Source organism: Acidovorax sp. 93, assembly GCF_003633835.1.
GTDB lineage: Bacteria > Pseudomonadota > Gammaproteobacteria > Burkholderiales > Burkholderiaceae_C > Acidovorax > Acidovorax facilis.
On sequence record NZ_RBIT01000001.1, the window covers coordinates 1,263,070 to 1,277,640 of the forward strand.

Genomic DNA, 14,571 nt, shown 5'->3' on the forward strand with positions numbered 1-14,571 from the left:
GACCATGAGCAGCAACAACCAACACCTCGCCCTTATCACCAAGACCACTAGCCTGATCGCGGCTGGCGACATCGTGGGCGCCGAATCGGCCTTGTCGGAGCTGGCGGATGCCGAGGGCGACAACGCCTTGATGGTGGTGCTGGACCAGCTGGCCCCCAAGGACATTCTGGCCGTGATGCGCGAGTACGACGAGTCCAAGGCCTCTGTGGTCAACATGCTGGTGACGCCTGAGCAGTTCGCGCGCGCTATGGTGCTTGAAAAGCAGTACAAGGACCTCACCCACACGCACCTGCGCAGCATGGTCAACGCGGTCATCTTCCGCGACGATGCCGACCCGGTGGAGTTTCTTACTGCCATTGGCGACCTGGACGGTGGCGCCGAGGCCTTGGCCAACTACTTTGCCGAAAAGTGGAGCCGCATCGAAGCCTTTGCCCGCACCGGCACGTTTGACGCGGTGGAAGACTATGGCCCCACGCTGACCGACGACGAGCTGCTCGCCTCGGGCTACGTGCAGCCGCGCATCGATCTGGACGAGGTGGCCGACCGCGACTGGATGCAGATGGCCTGGCTGCTGCGCTACGAGTGCCGCGACCTGTTCATCGAAACCTTGCTGGTGCTGCGCGCCAAGGCACGTGCCTTTGACCTGGGCCTGGAAGAGGGCGACGAATCGCCCGCCGAGGAAGACGACGGCAAATTCGAGACCAGCGAGACGGATCGCGGCAAGGCCACGCCCGCCGCACGTACGTCGGATGAGGAATCGGCGATTTGAGATGAAGCACCCCCTGAGTCGCTTCGCGCCTTCACCCTCTCTCGCATTGCTGCGCAACGCGGGAGGGGGACGCCCCCAGCGCTGCGGGGCGGCCCTTGCGCGGGGGCGCTGGCCTTCGCAGCGCCAGTTTCAACGGCTGCGGGAATGGCCCACTAAATGACCATCGACGAACAGTCCTCTACCCAGGCTGCGGGGGCCAACACGCTGCAGCTCCACGACGCCCGTCCTTTCTTTGAAAAGGCGCTGGCCTATGGCGTCCAGCATGGCGTGATTGGTGCCAACAAGCTGGCCGCCATCAATGCCGATGCGCCCAAGGGCATGGTGCAGATTGCCCGCTACTTTGGCAGCGAGTTTTTGCGGCCCGAGCTGGAGAAGGCGCGTGACCGCATGGTCAACCTCATCAGCCTGTACCTGCTCGATACCACCGGGGGCGACCTGCACCAGGCCGCCATCTCGCTGCGCGACCATTCATTGCTGTCGCGCTCCAAGGGCGGCTCAGACATGCTCAAGCGCCTGATTGGCATGCCCGAGAGCAGCAACTTTGGCATGGCAGGCTATGCCGATGCCGAGACCCCGCTGCTGGCCGTGTGGTCACTGCGCAGCCATGCAGACTATCGGGCCGAGCTGGCGCGCCGCACGCAGATTGCGCAGGCCATCCATGCCGCCCAGTGGCTGGCCGAGCAGTTCGACCTGGACCCGGACGAGCTCGAAGCTGCGGGTGCCGATGCTGAAGCCGTCATCCGCACCGGCCTGCTCATGCTGGCCCTGGCGCCCAGGTCCATGGATCTGGGCGAATGGCCGAACACCGTCGCGTTCGAAAAAATGCTGATGGCACAGCGCAAGAAGAAGCTGGCGCCGCCTTCACAGCTGCGCCTGCCCCCCGGTTTGCCTGCTGAACTGCGCGAGGTGATGTTGGCGCACTGCGCCAGTGTGCTGGCCGACCTGCCGAGGCTGCTGGATTCCGCCACACTGGTGCGTACGCTGCTGCGGCCCACCGGCGCTTTCCGTGCGCGCTACTTTCTGCTGGACGACCCGCTGGCCGAGGTGGACAACTTCCACCGCAGCCTGGATGCGCTGGAGGAGGGCGAGGAACCCCCGCTGCCCGCCAGCAAGACCTGGACAAAAACCACCCAGGGCAACGATGACGAACATTCGCTGCTCACGCTGTTCCTGTGCCTGGCTGCGGGTGTGCCCAAGAAAACCCTGCTGACCGAAAAGACCGCCGCCAGCCTGGTGCGCAAACTGCGCAAATCCGGCCTGCAGCCCGCGTTGGCCACCGAGTTCATCCGCACCCACGCGCCCGGTGTGCACCAGCAGGACTACATCGCGCTGTGGACCAGCTTTGTGCAGGACGCAGAAAAAACCTTGCTCAGCGATATGGACTACCAGATGCACGATGCCCTGGCCCTGCTGCGCCGGGAATGCAATGTGGTGGGCTAGGAGGCTGCGCGGCAGAAGGAACATCGGCTGCAATGCGCGATAAACCGGTCTCGCGCGGTACCACCTCCTGCGCCCAGGGGCCCACCCTGGGCTTGTCGGTAGCACCACGCGATCCTCAGTTTTCGCGCGTTTCGCTTCGATGCCTTCTGCCGCGCAGCCTCCTAGCCGCGAACGGCACGCTGCGGGCTTGGCGCCGTCATCCGCCCAATTTATCCCATTTGCACCAGGCGGCACCTTTACACAGGTCAAGGAAAGGTGCCGCGCGACACGGTGCCTGGCGGCGGTCCGGTTAACATTCCAGCCGCCCGCCAGCCCGCCCTCAAAGTGCACAGCCCCACACTCCTCATCATTGCAGCGCTTCTGACTGCGCTCGTCACCACGGTGTTGTATGCCGTGTGGTCGTTCAACCGGAACATCCCCGGCCTGCGCCTGTGGATGGTGTCGTTCCTGCTGGGATCGGTGTTCAGCGTGAGTCTGCTGGTACGGGACTGGTTTCCCGAGGTGGTGGCGGTGGTGATCTCGCAAGGTTCGGTGTCGCTGGCAGCCTACCTGTGCCTGATGGCCAGCCGCATGTACATGGGGCGACGCCCGTTTTCTCATTGGTATGCGGTCGTGGGTATCGGGGCCCTGATGGTCGCGTCGGTGTATTTCACCGTGGTGCAGTCCCATCTGGGAATGCGGTTTGTTTTTGTGGGGCTGGGTGCGGGCATCTGCTTTTTGCTCACGGCGCGCACGATGGCCGATGGTGGTGTGCGCCGCGTGCCCGCGCGCTACCTGTTTGCGTTGGTGGCGGGTCTGCATGGCCTGTTTTTGTTGCTGCGTCCGGCACTGTTCAAGCTCGCTCCCGTTGCGCCCGGCGGCTTGCCAGACGCCGGACTGGTGGCTCTGGTATCGCAGTTTGTTCTGCTGGAGGCCATTGTGGCCGTGGTGTTGCTGGGGTTTGGTGCGCTGATGCTGGCCAACGAGTTCATCACCAGCGAGCTGCGGCACCTGGCCGAGATGGACCCGCTGACCAACGTGTTCAACCGTCGCGCGTTTCTCACGCTGCTGGACAAGGCCATCAGTGCCGCCCAGCGCACCGGGACGGCTGTGCCCGTGCTGGTGATGGACCTGGATCACTTCAAGAACATCAACGACACCTGGGGTCACCGGGCGGGTGACGATGTGCTGCGCCATTTTGTGATGCTGGCCCACCGTTGCCTGCGCAAGGAAGACGTGATGGGGCGCCTGGGGGGCGAAGAGTTCGCCATCTTCCTGCCCAACGCGAGCGCCGCTGGTGCCCTGGCCGTGGCTGAACGCCTGCGCGCGCTGGTCGAAGCCCAGCCAGTGGCCACGGGCCCGCAGTCCATTCCGCTGACCGTGAGTGTGGGCGTCACCCTGTGTGCCCACGGCGACGCGGCGGGCGCTGCGCTGCAGCGCGCCGACGAGGCCATGTACCTGGCCAAGGAGCGCGGCCGCAACCGCGTGGAAGTGTCTGAAAAAATCGTGGGCACTCCGGTGGCGCCAGCAGCGACTGCTGCTTGAGCCGCCGTACGCACCGCCTGTGTCGGCTGCCCGACCTTCGCTGCGCCGCTGCAGCATTTGCTGGCGGCAAAATGGTGGGCACCCCTTCGGCCCACAACAACCTGACCACCATCCCATGGCAATCAATCCCCACGGCAGCAATCCGGGCGCCCCGTTCGATGTGTTGCCCACACCACCCGCTGCACCGCGCAGGGCGTTCCTCCGTTCGGGTACGGGGTTGGCCACCCTGGGTGTGGTGGCGGTCTCTGGTGCTGGCTATCTGCTTTACCGGCCCGGAAACGATCGGCAACTCGTCTTTGGCACCCTGGCGGGCGCCATGCAAGAGGTAGAACGCCTTGCAGGCGCGGCGGTCCAGCCGCTGGCACCCGCCACGGCTTGGAACTGGTCGCAGACGCTGGAGCACTGCGCGCAGAGCATCGAGTTCTCGCTGCAGGGTTTTCCGGCCCCCAAGTCGGCGCTGTTCCAGAACACGCTGGGTGCAGCAGCTTTCAACGTGTTTGCCCTGCGCGGCCGCATGAGCCACAACCTGGCAGAACCCATTCCCGGCGCGCCCGCGCTGGATGCGTCCACGCCCGACGCGTCAGCGGCCCTGGCCCGGCTGCGCAAGGCCGTGCAGGACTTTGCCGCCCATGCCGGGCCGCTGCAGCCGCACTTTGCCTATGGGGCGTTGAGCCGCGCGCAGTACGAGCAGGCGCACGCCATGCACCTGGCCAATCACCTGTCGGCGTTTGATGTGCGGGGCTGAGTGGAGGGCTGGTGCAACGCGTGCGGTGTGGGCCGCGAAATTCAACCCCGACTGGGATTTTTGCTGCAAATAGTATAGCTATCAGCGCTTGTCCAATAAGCGCTGGAGCCATTTTTCTTAACATTTTCTGATTGTCCAGATCAGCCCAGATCGTCAAAGTCCCACTGAGCGCACAGCGCCTCAAAGCGATCGGCGTCCAGGGCGCTCAGGAACAAGCCCGGCTCTGCAAGCGCCCCCTCGGCATGCAGATACCACACCAGCGCCTGCGGCCCCACGGTGAAGATGCGCAGCCCCGCTACATCCACCACGGCCTGCGCCTGCATGGCGTGAAGCAGCGCTGCCAGGTCCCCCTGCGCTGAGAACCCATGGCATGCGCGCATGCCGCAGAACGGGTAGCCACCCTGGGCCATCTGGTAGTAGGCGATGGTGTGCAAAAACGCATCCAGGCCCACGTCTTCCTCGTGCCAGTCGGGGGCGTCCAGGTCGGTGGTTTGCCATACCCGCTGCTGCGCATCGGTGGCCCACCAGCACACGGCCTGGTTTTCTTCCAGAAACAGCAGCTTGTCGCCCAGGCACTCCAAATCCTGCAGCGGCGCAAACCGCTGAAAACCGGCCATCAAATCGGCACGCCTGCCCACGGCGGCGTAGTAAGCGTGCAGGGCAGGGGGCACCTGGCACCCCAGGCGATGGCTTGCGGCAGCCAGTTCATCTTCCGGCAGCCCGTCTTCGGCGCTGACAAGACGGCCCAGCAGCCAGGCGAGAGTATCGGAAAGGGGCGGGGGGGTGAAGGCGGTCATGGGTTTCGGTTGTGAGAGCCACGCGCGGCCGGTGCAAGCCGGATGTTGGGGGGGCGATTGATGCAGGTCAAGAGAGGGTGTGCTGCAGCTTGGGGCAACGTGGAGTGCAAAGCTACCATCCCTCGATGGGCCCATGTGCCCACAAGGATGGACCATGAGCAAGCAATGGAAGATCGCCGCGGCCCTGGCCGTGGTGCTGCTGGGGGGATGGCTGCTGCTGCGCTGGGCGCCCTGGCAGGCCCAGGGGCCAGGCCCCGGTTTTGTGAGCGGCAACGGCCGCATTGAGGCCACCGAGATCGCCGTGGCCACCAAGCTGGCGGGTCGGGTGCTGGAGGTGCTGGTGGCCGAGGGCGACTTTGTAAAAGCCGGTCAACCCCTGGCCCGGATGCAGATCGACGGCCTGCAGGCCCAGCGCGAAGAGGCCGTGGCCCGGCTGCAGCAGGCGCAGCTGGCCATCAGCAGCGCCCAGGTGCAGGTGGCCCAGCGCGAAAGCGACTACCAGGCCGCGCTGGCCGTGGTAGCCCAGCGCGAGGGCGACCTCGACACTGCCCGCCGCCGTCTGCCGCGCTCTGAGCAGCTGGCGCGCGAAGGCTTTTTCTCCAGCCAGTTGCTCGACGACGACCGCGCCAAGGTGCGCAGCCAGCAGGCCGCTGTGACCGCTGCCAAAGCACAGGCCAAGGCCGCACAGGCGGGCATTGGCGCGTCGCGCACGCAGGTGACGAGTGCTGAAGCCAACGTGCGCGCGCTGGAGGCCACGCTGGCCCGCATTGATGTGGAGCTGGCCGACAGCGAGCTCAAGGCCCCGCGCGACGGCCGTGTGCAGTTCCGCGTGGTGCAGCCCGGCGAGGTGGTGGGCGCGGGCGCCCGGGTGCTGCAGCTGGTGGACCTGAGCGACGTGTACATGACCTTCTTCTTGCCCGAGACCGTGGCGGGCCGCGTGGCGCTGGGCAGCGAGGTGCGCATCGTGCTCGATGCTGCGCCGGGCTTTGTGATTCCTGCAGAAGTCTCGTTTGTCGCCAGCACCGCGCAGTTCACCCCCAAGACGGTGGAGACCGCCAGCGAGCGCCAGAAGCTCATGTTCCGCGTGCGGGCCCAGATCGACAAGGCGCTGCTGCTGCGCCACCAGGACCAGGTCAAGACCGGCCTGCCCGGCGTGGCCTGGCTGCGGGTAGACCCCGCAGTGGAATGGCCCGCTAATCTCGCTGTCAAGGCCGGCCAGTGAACCTCCCCGGCAGCGCGGCACCCGTGGCCCGCCTGCGTGGCGTGGGCCAGCGCTACGGGCGCACGGTGGCGCTCGCAGACATCGATTTGGAAGTGGCCGCGGGCCGCATGGTGGGCCTGATCGGGCCGGATGGCGTGGGCAAGTCCAGCCTGCTGGCGCTGGTGGCGGGCGCACGCGCGGTGCAGCAGGGCACGGTGGAGGTGCTGGGCGGCGACATGGCCAAAGGCCGCCACCGCAGCCGGGTGTGCCCCCGCATCGCCTACATGCCCCAGGGCCTGGGCAAGAACCTGTACCCCACGCTGTCGGTGGAAGAGAACCTGCAGTTTTTTGGCCGCCTGTTCGGGCACGACGCGGCCGAGAGGCGTCGCCGCATTGACGAACTCACGCGCAGCACCGGCCTGCACCCGTTTCTGGCGCGGCCTGCGGGCAAGCTCTCGGGCGGCATGAAGCAAAAGCTGGCCCTGTGCTGCGCGCTCATCCACGACCCCGACCTGCTCATCCTGGACGAGCCCACCACCGGCGTGGACCCGTTGGCGCGCGCGCAGTTCTGGGATTTAATCGGCCGCATCCGCACCGCGCGACCCGGCATGAGCGTGATCGTGGCCACCGCCTACATGGAAGAGGCGCAGCGTTTTGAATGGCTGGTGGCGATGGACGAGGGTCGCATTCTGGCCACAGGCACCCCCGGTGAGCTGATGGCCCGCACCGGGCACGACTCCCTGGAGCAGGCCTTTGTGGCCCTGCTGCCCGAGGCCAAGCGCCGGGGCCACCAGGCGGTGCAGATTCCGCCGCTGGACCGGTCGCAGGCGGATGACGCCGCCAATGTGGCCATCGAGGCGCGCGACCTCACCATGCGGTTTGGCGACTTTGTGGCGGTGGACCATGTGAGCTTTCGCATCCAGCGCGGCGAGATCTTTGGCTTTCTGGGAAGCAATGGCTGCGGCAAGTCCACCACCATGAAGATGCTTACCGGCCTGCTGCCCGCCAGCGACGGGCAGGCCTGGCTGTTTGGCCAGCCGGTGGACCCCAAGGACATGGCCACACGGCGGCGCGTGGGCTACATGTCGCAGGCGTTTTCTCTGTACAGCGAGCTGTCGGTGGAGCAGAACCTGGTGCTGCATGCCCGGCTGTTCCACGTGCCCGAGGCCGAGGTGCCAGGGCGCGTGTCGGCCATGCTGGAGCGCTTTGACCTGCAGGCCGCCCGCAGCGCACTGCCCATGAAACTGCCGCTGGGCATGCGCCAACGCCTGTCGCTGGCCGTGGCCATGGTGCACCAGCCCGAGCTGCTGATTCTGGACGAGCCCACATCGGGTGTGGACCCCATGGCGCGCGACAACTTCTGGCGCCTGATGGTGGAGCTGGCGCGGCGCGACAAGGTCACCATCTTCATCTCCACCCACTTCATGAACGAGGCCGAGCGCTGCGACCGCATCTCGCTGATGCACGCAGGGCGCGTGCTGGAGAGCGCTGCGCCGCAGGAGATCGTGGCCAAGCGGGGTGCGGCCACCTTGGAAGAGGCCTTCATTGGCTACCTGGAAGACGCTGCTGGCACCGCGCCGGCCCAGGAACCTGCTGCGGCTACGGCACCGCCCACCCCATCACCTGGGCACGCACCCAACGCCCCCACCTGGCCCACTCGACTGCGCCAGAGCCTGGCCCGCATCCACAGCACCCAGTGGCGCGAAGCGCTGGAGCTGCGCCGCGACCCGGTGCGGGGCGCCATGGCGCTGTTGGGCTCGCTGATCCTGATGTTCGTGATGGGCTACGGCATCAGCATGGACGTGGAGAACCTGCGCTTTGCCGTGCTGGACCGCGACCAGACCGCGCTGAGTCGCGCCTACACGCTGAACCTGGCAGGCTCGCGCTACTTCACCGAGCAGCCACCGATTGCCACCTATGCCGAGCTGGATGCGCGCATGCGCTCCGCCGAGATATCGCTGGCGCTGGAGATCCCGCCCGGCTTTGCCCGCGACGTGGCACGCGGCCAGCCGGTGCAGATCGGCGCCTGGGTGGACGGCGCCATGCCCCAGCGTGCCGAAACCGTCATCGGCTACGCCCAGGGCCTGCACCAGCAATGGCTGGTGGAGCAAAGCCGCAGCCGCACGGGCGTTGTGCCCCGGGGCCTGCTGGAGGTGGAGCCGCGCTACCGCTACAACCCCGACGTGCGCAGCTTGCCGTCCATGGTGCCTGCCGTGATCCCGCTGCTGTTGCTCATGCTGCCCGCCATGCTCACGGCCCTGGCTGTGGTGCGCGAGAAGGAGCTGGGCTCCATCATCAACCTGTATGTCACGCCGACCACACGCACCGAATTCATGCTGGGCAAGCAGCTGCCCTATGTGCTGCTGGCGCTGTTCAACTTTGGCCTGATGTGCCTGGCGGCCGTGACGGTGTTTGGCGTGCCGATGACGGGAAGTTTTGCCACGTTGACATTGGCCGCCGTGGTATTCAGCCTGTGCTCCACGGGCATGGGCCTCCTGGCCTCCACCGTCACGCGCAGCCAGATTGCGGCGATGTTCTTTGCCATGGTGGGCACGATCATTCCGGCCGTGCAGTTTGCGGGGCTCATCAACCCCGTGTCGTCCATGACGGGCTTTGCGCGCTGGTTCGGAGAGGCCTATCCGGCCAGCCACATGTTCACCATCAGCCGGGGCGTGTTCAACAAGGCGCTGGGCCTGCAGGATTTGCAGGCCGAGTTCTGGCCCATGCTGGTAGCGGTGCCGGTCATCGTCGGCACCGCCATCCTGTTGCTACGTAAGCAGGAGACCTGACATGGCGCTGAGAGGTCGTTGGTCGAACGTTTTCAGGTTAGGCATCAAGGAACTATGGAGCCTGTGGCGCGACCCGGCCATGCTGTTCCTCATCGTCTACACCACCACGCTGGCGGTGTACTCGGCGGGCATGGCGCAGCCTGAGACGCTGCACCACGTGCCCATTGCCGTCGTGGACGAGGACGACTCGGCGCTGTCCCGGCGCATCGCCACGGCGTTTTATGCGCCCCAGTTCACACGCCCCGCCATGATCAGCATGCGCGAGGTAGACCCGTTGCTGGATGCTGGCCGCTTCACGCTGGTGCTGCATATTCCCGCCCATTTCCAGCGCGACGTGCTGGCGGGCCGGGTGCCGCAGGTGCAGCTCAACATCGACGCCACGCGCATGGGGCAGGCGTTTGCGGCCAACGGGGCGGTGCAGCAGATCGTGCAGCTGGAGGTGGCGGAGTTCGTGCAGCGCGACCGCACCGTGGCCGAGCAACCCATCGAGCTGACGGTGCGCTCGCGCTTCAACCCGGCGCTCAACCCTGCGTGGTTTGGGTCGCTGATGGAGTTGATCAACATTGTGACCATGCTCTCCATCATCCTCACCGGCGCCGCGCTGATCCGCGAACGCGAGCATGGCACAGTGGAGCACCTGCTGGTCATGCCTGTCACCCCGGGCGAGATCATGCTGGCCAAGGTCTGGGCCATGGCGCTGGTGGTGCTGGTCGCTACCTGGGTGTCGCTCACGGCGGTGATCCGCTGGGCGATTGGCGTGCCCATCGAGGGCTCGGTGCCGCTGTTTCTGCTGGGGGCCACGTTGCATCTGTTCGCCACCACGTCCATGGGCATCTTCATGGCCACGGTGGCGCGCAGCATGCCGCAGTTCGGGCTGCTGATGGTGCTGGTAATGATGCCGCTGGAGATGCTGTCGGGCGGCATGACGCCCCGCGAGAGCATGCCCTTGTGGGTGCAGTACGTGATGGCGCTGGCGCCCACCACGCACTTCACCGAACTGGCCCAGGCCATCCTCTACCGGGGCGCGGGCTGGGCGGTGGTGTGGCCGTCGCTGGTGTGGCTGCTGGGCATTGGGGCGGTGCTGTTCAGCCTGGCGCTGGCGCGGTTTCGCAAGACGATTGCGCGCATGGCGTAGATGCTTGGGATACTATTGAATTTGTAGCATGTTGCGCTTGTTGGATAAGCGCCAGGGGCTAATTGGACGTGAAATCCACGCTGCAGGGCCGCCCCGGCAGGTGCAGTTGCGCCACGGGTGCCGGGCTGCTGGCGAGCCGCTGGCCCCGCCGCCATACGCCCAGGCGGGTGGCCCGCAACGCAATCGCCTCGACAGGGGTGCGTGCGTGCAGCAGCACGAAGTCTGCATGGCAGCCGGGCGCAATGCCATAGCCCTCCAGACCCAGCAGGCGCGCGGGGTTTACCGTCACCGCATCAAAACACTGCCGCATTGCGGCCTGGCTGGTCATCTGGCCCACATGCAGGCCCATGTGCGCGGCCTCCAGCATGTCGGCGCTGCCGCCGCTGTACCAGGGGTCCAGCACGCAGTCGTGGCCGAAAGCGACGGTGAGACCCGCAGCCATCAGCTCGGGCACGCGGGTCATGCCCCGGCGCTTGGGGTAGGTGTCGTGGCGGCCCTGCAAGGTGATGTTGATGAGAGGGTTGGCCACCACGCCCAGATCGGCCTCGGCCATCAGGGGGATGAGCTTGCTCACGTAGTAGTTGTCCATGCTGTGCATGGAGGTGAGGTGCGAGCCCGTCACCCGGCCGTGCAGGCCCAGGCGCTGGGTTTCAAAAGCCAGGGTTTCGACATGGCGCGAGTGCGGGTCGTCGGATTCGTCGCAGTGCATGTCCACGCGCTTGCCGCGTTCGGCGGCCAGCTCGCAGAGGATCTTCACGCTCTCGGCCCCCTGGGCCATCGTGCGTTCGAAGTGAGGAATGCCGCCCACCACGTCCACGCCCATATCCAGAGCCCGTTTCAGGTTGTCGAGCCCGCCCGGCGCGCGCAGCACGCCGTCTTGCGGGAAGGCCACGAGCTGCAAATCCAGGTAGGGCGCCACGCGCTGTTTCACATCCAGCAGGGCCTGCACGGGCAGCAGGCTGGGGTGGCTCGTGTCCACGTGGCTGCGAATGGCCAGCAGTCCGCGCGCCACGGCCATGTCGCAATAGCGCAGGGCGCGCTCTACGATGGCCTCGTGCGTCAGCGTCGGCTTGAGCTCGCCCCACAGTGCAATGCCTTCGAGCAGCGTGCCACTCTCGTTCACGCGCGGCTGGCCATAGCTCAGGGTCGAATCCATATGGAAATGCGCATCCACAAACGGCGGGCTCACCAGCATGCCACCGGCATCTACCGTCTCATGCGCGGGCGCTTGCAGGCCCTCGGTCACTTCGGCAATGCGGCCGTCCTGCACGGCGATGGACATGTTCTGGCGGCCATCGGGCAGGGTGACGTGGGTGATGAGCAGGTCGAGCATGGCGTGGGCGGTTCAGGTAGTAGTGTCGGGTTTTTTCAAGACGTGAGCGGGCTCTGTGCCTAAGCTCTGGGTCTCGCTTTGCGCATCAACGTTTTAGCGCATCCATTCTTACAAAGGCAGCTCTCATGCAATTTGGCTACACGATTCTCTACGTCGAAGACGTTCCAAAAACCATCGCTTTTTACGAAGCTGCCTTCGGCTTTGCTCGCCGCTTTGTGCACGAGGCAGGCGACTTTGGCGAGCTGGACACCGGCGCCACCGCACTGGCCTTCTCGTCGCTGCGGCTGATGGCCGAGCTGGGCAAGAACCCGCAGCGCGCGTCGGCCGATGCGCCCAGTTTCGAGATCGCGTTCACCACGGCCGACGTGGCCGCCGCTGTGCAGCGCGCGGTGGATGCCGGTGCGCGCCTGGTGCAGGCGCCGGAGCAGATGCCCTGGGGCCAGACCGTGGCCTATGTGGCGGATATCAACGGGGCGCTGGTGGAGCTGTGCACGCCTGTGGGGCCGCCGGCCGCTTGAACTGTGGGGATCACTTCTGCGCTGGCAGCGTCGCCCTGTCATCAGCGCCAAGTGCACACAGCAATCAGGCATAGCCCGCCTGTGCCACCGTGGCCAGCAGTTGCGGTGCGCCGCGCAATGACGCAGGTGTTTGCCCTAGCCAGCGCAGGCAATCGCGGCTGAAGTGCGCCTGGTCGGCAAAGCCGTGATCCGCCGCAATTTCGGCCAGCGGTTGCACAGTGCCCAAGGCCTGTGCTGCTCTGCGCACGCGGGCCAGGGCGCGCCAGAAGCGGGGCGTTTGGCCGGTGGTACGTTGGGTCAGGCGCTCCAGGCTGCGCTCTGAGACTCCCAGGCTGTGCGCCGCCGCGCCTACGGTGCGGCAATGCGCCAGCGAGCGGAGCGCTTCTTGCGCACGCGGGTCCGCGCGGGTGTGCTGGTCGATGGCTTCCAGCAACAAGGCTTCCGGCGCCGTTGTGCCACCACCGGCCAAGCTGAAGGAGGGCCGCCCTGCGCGGTGCTGGGCTTGCTGCCAGATAGCTTGTGCAGACCTCAACAAGGCTGGTGTGTCAATGCGGGTGCCCGGTACAAGGCGAAAGCCCAGCCATTGTTCGCCCGCAGGCCCCGGCACGACCATTGCAGCATCGGCCAATGCAGAGATATGCCAGGCAGACTGGCCGCGCGCATTGGTATGCAGGATGAGGTCGCTGCAGCCGTCGGGCAACACCGTGGTGGGGTTGGCGTCGGTGGTGTCGAACTGCCAACGCGCCAGTACCGTGGGTGGCAGCGCAGCAGGTGCGATGGGATGAACCGGTGTGGCGGGCATGGTCGAGGGGCTCAGCGCTTCTGAGTAGTGCGAAAACGCACATCGCCTGGCTTGTGCCCTGCATCGATGGTGATGCGGAAAGCACGGTCTCCATGGCCCGACTCCGCCCGGGCCGTAAAACGAATGCCTCGGCGCGTGGCCTGGCAGTTCATTTGGCTCAGCGTGAGGGAGGCGTGGTCGTTGTTGATCTGCGCAAAGCTCTCGGAGTGGACCTCGGTGGCACTGTCGGTGCTGTCGCGCACGATCCACTGCAAGTACAAGAACGACTGCGCGTAGCGTGTGGCGTGCACGATGCGATACATGCCGCGGCTTTCTCCGGGCTGCTCGGGCGCGGGCCACTGGCCACAGACCTTGATCCAGTCCACATCGGGTGCAGTGGCAAAGGACTCATACGGCATCTCCATCCCCAGTGCGTGGGCCTGGCCCGCGCAGGCCAGCACAGCCGGGGCCAGCCAACGGACAAAAGTATGTGGAACAAGCTTCATCGCTCTCCCTTGCGATACGGCTTCATCAGCGCCTGCGGATACGCCGCCTTGCGCGCCACCAGCACCAGCGCCAGGATCGACAGCAGGTAGGGCAGCATCAGATAGACCTGGTACGGCAGCCATGCATCCCCCGCCTGCTGCAGCCGCAACTGCAGTGCATCAAAAAACGCAAACAGCAGCGCACCCAGCAACGCCTTGCCGGGCCGCCACGACGCAAACACCACCAGCGCCACGCAGATCCAGCCCCGGCCGTTGATCATGTTGAAGAAGAACGCGTTGAACGCCGACAGCGTGAGGAACGACCCCGCCACGCCCATCAACGCCGAGCCCGCCACGATGGCGCCCGTGCGTGTGGCCGCCACCGAGATGCCCTGGCCTTCGGCCGCCTGCGGGTTCTCGCCCACCATGCGCACGGCCAATCCCAGCGGTGTGCGCAGCAGCACCCAGGCCAGCAGCGGCACCAGCAGTAGGGCCAGCAGCGTGAGCGGCGTCTGCGCAGACAGGATGGGAATGCCCAGCCACTCCATCGGCGCAAACGGCTCGATGGTGGGTGGTGTGTTCACTTTGGGGAAGCTCACGCGATATCCGTAGTAACTGAGCGCCGTGGCCAGCAGCGTGATGCCCAGGCCTGAGACATGCTGCGACAGCGCCAGCCCCACCGTGAGCCACGCGTGCAGCAGCCCGAACACCGCCCCGGTCAGCGCCGCCACCAGCACGCCCGTCCACAGCCCGTAGCCCGCGAATACCGTCAGCCAGCCGGTGAAGGCGCCTGCGACCATGATCCCTTCAATGCCCAGGTTGAGCACGCCTGCGCGTTCGCACATGAGCACCCCCAGCGTGCCCAGGATGAGCGGGGTGGCCAAGCGCAGTGTGGCGATCCAGAACGCGGGGTTGGCAAGGATATCGAGCAGTTCGGTCATGTGCCCGCCTCGGCGCAGGTTATTTCAATTTTGATAGCTATTGGCGCTTTATGGATAAGCGCTAGAGGCCAATTTGGCTTGAAATTCTGGTACGCGTGCTTGTTCATGGCGCC

The 14,571-nt window shown here is 66.0% G+C and carries 13 protein-coding genes; 8 read left to right on the forward strand and 5 right to left on the reverse strand.

The genetic code is table 11. The features are described 5' to 3' along the window. The first annotated feature begins 4 nt into the window (after window positions 1-4). From C8C93_RS05700 to C8C93_RS05715, 4 genes are all read left to right on the forward strand, one after another. Window positions 5-769, forward strand: coding sequence for a hypothetical protein (locus tag C8C93_RS05700; protein WP_121420331.1), 765 nt, complete (start codon window positions 5-7; stop codon window positions 767-769). Between the two features lie 156 nt (window positions 770-925). Next, window positions 926-2,209 (forward strand): hypothetical protein, encoded by a 1,284-nt coding sequence (locus C8C93_RS05705; protein ID WP_121506195.1) that lies wholly within the window; start codon window positions 926-928, stop codon window positions 2,207-2,209. Between the two features lie 324 nt (window positions 2,210-2,533). After that, window positions 2,534-3,733 carry a GGDEF domain-containing protein gene (locus tag C8C93_RS05710; protein WP_121508663.1) on the forward strand — a complete coding sequence of 400 codons (1,200 nt, stop codon included), beginning with the start codon at window positions 2,534-2,536 and terminating at the stop codon, window positions 3,731-3,733. Between the two features lie 115 nt (window positions 3,734-3,848). After that, window positions 3,849-4,478, forward strand: a complete 630-nt coding sequence (locus C8C93_RS05715; protein WP_121506196.1) for a DUF1569 domain-containing protein — start codon at window positions 3,849-3,851, stop codon at window positions 4,476-4,478. A 140-nt stretch (window positions 4,479-4,618) separates the two neighbouring features. Here the strand turns inward: C8C93_RS05715 and C8C93_RS05720 are convergent, their stop codons facing one another. Further along, window positions 4,619-5,275 carry a hypothetical protein gene (locus tag C8C93_RS05720; protein ID WP_121506197.1) on the reverse strand — a complete coding sequence of 219 codons (657 nt, stop codon included), beginning with the start codon at window positions 5,273-5,275 and terminating at the stop codon, window positions 4,619-4,621. Window positions 5,276-5,429: 154 nt separating this feature from the next. Here C8C93_RS05720 and C8C93_RS05725 point away from each other — a divergent pair, with 154 nt between their 5' ends. Genes C8C93_RS05725 through C8C93_RS05735 form a run of 3 tightly spaced genes read left to right on the forward strand, consistent with a single transcriptional unit; the run spans window position 5,430 to window position 10,400 of the window. After that, entirely contained in the window at window positions 5,430-6,497 is a 1,068-nt protein-coding gene (locus C8C93_RS05725; protein ID WP_121506198.1) for an HlyD family secretion protein, read from the forward strand. Then, window positions 6,494-9,265: a ribosome-associated ATPase/putative transporter RbbA gene (rbbA, locus tag C8C93_RS05730; protein WP_121506199.1), complete on the forward strand. Its 2,772-nt coding sequence runs from the start codon at window positions 6,494-6,496 to the stop codon at window positions 9,263-9,265. The genes C8C93_RS05725 and rbbA overlap by 4 nt, the downstream gene beginning before the upstream one ends. Before the next feature lies 1 nt (window position 9,266). After that, a complete protein-coding gene (locus C8C93_RS05735; protein WP_121506200.1) occupies window positions 9,267-10,400 on the forward strand; it encodes an ABC transporter permease in 1,134 nt (377 codons plus the stop codon). A 58-nt stretch (window positions 10,401-10,458) separates the two neighbouring features. On the opposite strand, the gene C8C93_RS05740 is transcribed toward C8C93_RS05735, so the two are convergent. Further along, window positions 10,459-11,733 carry an amidohydrolase family protein gene (locus tag C8C93_RS05740; protein WP_121506201.1) on the reverse strand — a complete coding sequence of 425 codons (1,275 nt, stop codon included), beginning with the start codon at window positions 11,731-11,733 and terminating at the stop codon, window positions 10,459-10,461. 125 nt (window positions 11,734-11,858) lie between these two features. Between C8C93_RS05740 and C8C93_RS05745 the strand changes: the two genes are divergently transcribed. Further along, on the forward strand, window positions 11,859-12,251 hold the full coding sequence (locus C8C93_RS05745; RefSeq protein ID WP_121506202.1) for a VOC family protein: 393 nt from the start codon (window positions 11,859-11,861) through the stop codon (window positions 12,249-12,251). A gap of 64 nt (window positions 12,252-12,315) precedes the next feature. On the opposite strand, the gene C8C93_RS05750 is transcribed toward C8C93_RS05745, so the two are convergent. From C8C93_RS05750 to C8C93_RS05760, 3 genes are read right to left on the reverse strand one after another with little or no spacing between them, the layout of a single operon-like run. Continuing rightward, window positions 12,316-13,053 (reverse strand): AraC family transcriptional regulator, encoded by a 738-nt coding sequence (locus C8C93_RS05750; RefSeq protein ID WP_121506203.1) that lies wholly within the window; start codon window positions 13,051-13,053, stop codon window positions 12,316-12,318. 11 nt (window positions 13,054-13,064) lie between these two features. Then, on the reverse strand, window positions 13,065-13,538 hold the full coding sequence (locus C8C93_RS05755) for a hypothetical protein (RefSeq protein WP_121506204.1): 474 nt from the start codon (window positions 13,536-13,538) through the stop codon (window positions 13,065-13,067). After that, the gene (locus tag C8C93_RS05760) at window positions 13,535-14,458 is read right to left on the reverse strand and encodes an ABC transporter permease (RefSeq protein ID WP_121506205.1); all 924 of its coding nucleotides are present in this window, start codon (window positions 14,456-14,458) and stop codon (window positions 13,535-13,537) included. The genes C8C93_RS05755 and C8C93_RS05760 overlap by 4 nt, the downstream gene beginning before the upstream one ends. Between the last annotated feature and the right edge of the window lie 113 nt (window positions 14,459-14,571).

Excerpts from the sequence above, each read along its gene's own strand:
- C8C93_RS05700 (WP_121420331.1), top strand. The coding sequence starts at position 5 with ATGAGCAGCAACAACCAACACCTCGCCCTTATCACCAAGACCACTAGC.
- C8C93_RS05745 (WP_121506202.1), top strand. The coding sequence starts at position 11,859 with ATGCAATTTGGCTACACGATTCTCTACGTCGAAGACGTTCCAAAAACC.
- C8C93_RS05760 (WP_121506205.1), bottom strand. The coding sequence starts at position 14,458 with ATGACCGAACTGCTCGATATCCTTGCCAACCCCGCGTTCTGGATCGCC.
- C8C93_RS05705 (WP_121506195.1), top strand. The coding sequence starts at position 926 with ATGACCATCGACGAACAGTCCTCTACCCAGGCTGCGGGGGCCAACACG.
- C8C93_RS05735 (WP_121506200.1), top strand. The coding sequence starts at position 9,267 with ATGGCGCTGAGAGGTCGTTGGTCGAACGTTTTCAGGTTAGGCATCAAG.
- C8C93_RS05750 (WP_121506203.1), bottom strand. The coding sequence starts at position 13,053 with ATGCCCGCCACACCGGTTCATCCCATCGCACCTGCTGCGCTGCCACCC.
- C8C93_RS05720 (WP_121506197.1), bottom strand. The coding sequence starts at position 5,275 with ATGACCGCCTTCACCCCCCCGCCCCTTTCCGATACTCTCGCCTGGCTG.
- C8C93_RS05725 (WP_121506198.1), top strand. The coding sequence starts at position 5,430 with ATGAGCAAGCAATGGAAGATCGCCGCGGCCCTGGCCGTGGTGCTGCTG.
- C8C93_RS05740 (WP_121506201.1), bottom strand. The coding sequence starts at position 11,733 with ATGCTCGACCTGCTCATCACCCACGTCACCCTGCCCGATGGCCGCCAG.
- C8C93_RS05755 (WP_121506204.1), bottom strand. The coding sequence starts at position 13,538 with ATGAAGCTTGTTCCACATACTTTTGTCCGTTGGCTGGCCCCGGCTGTG.
- C8C93_RS05715 (WP_121506196.1), top strand. The coding sequence starts at position 3,849 with ATGGCAATCAATCCCCACGGCAGCAATCCGGGCGCCCCGTTCGATGTG.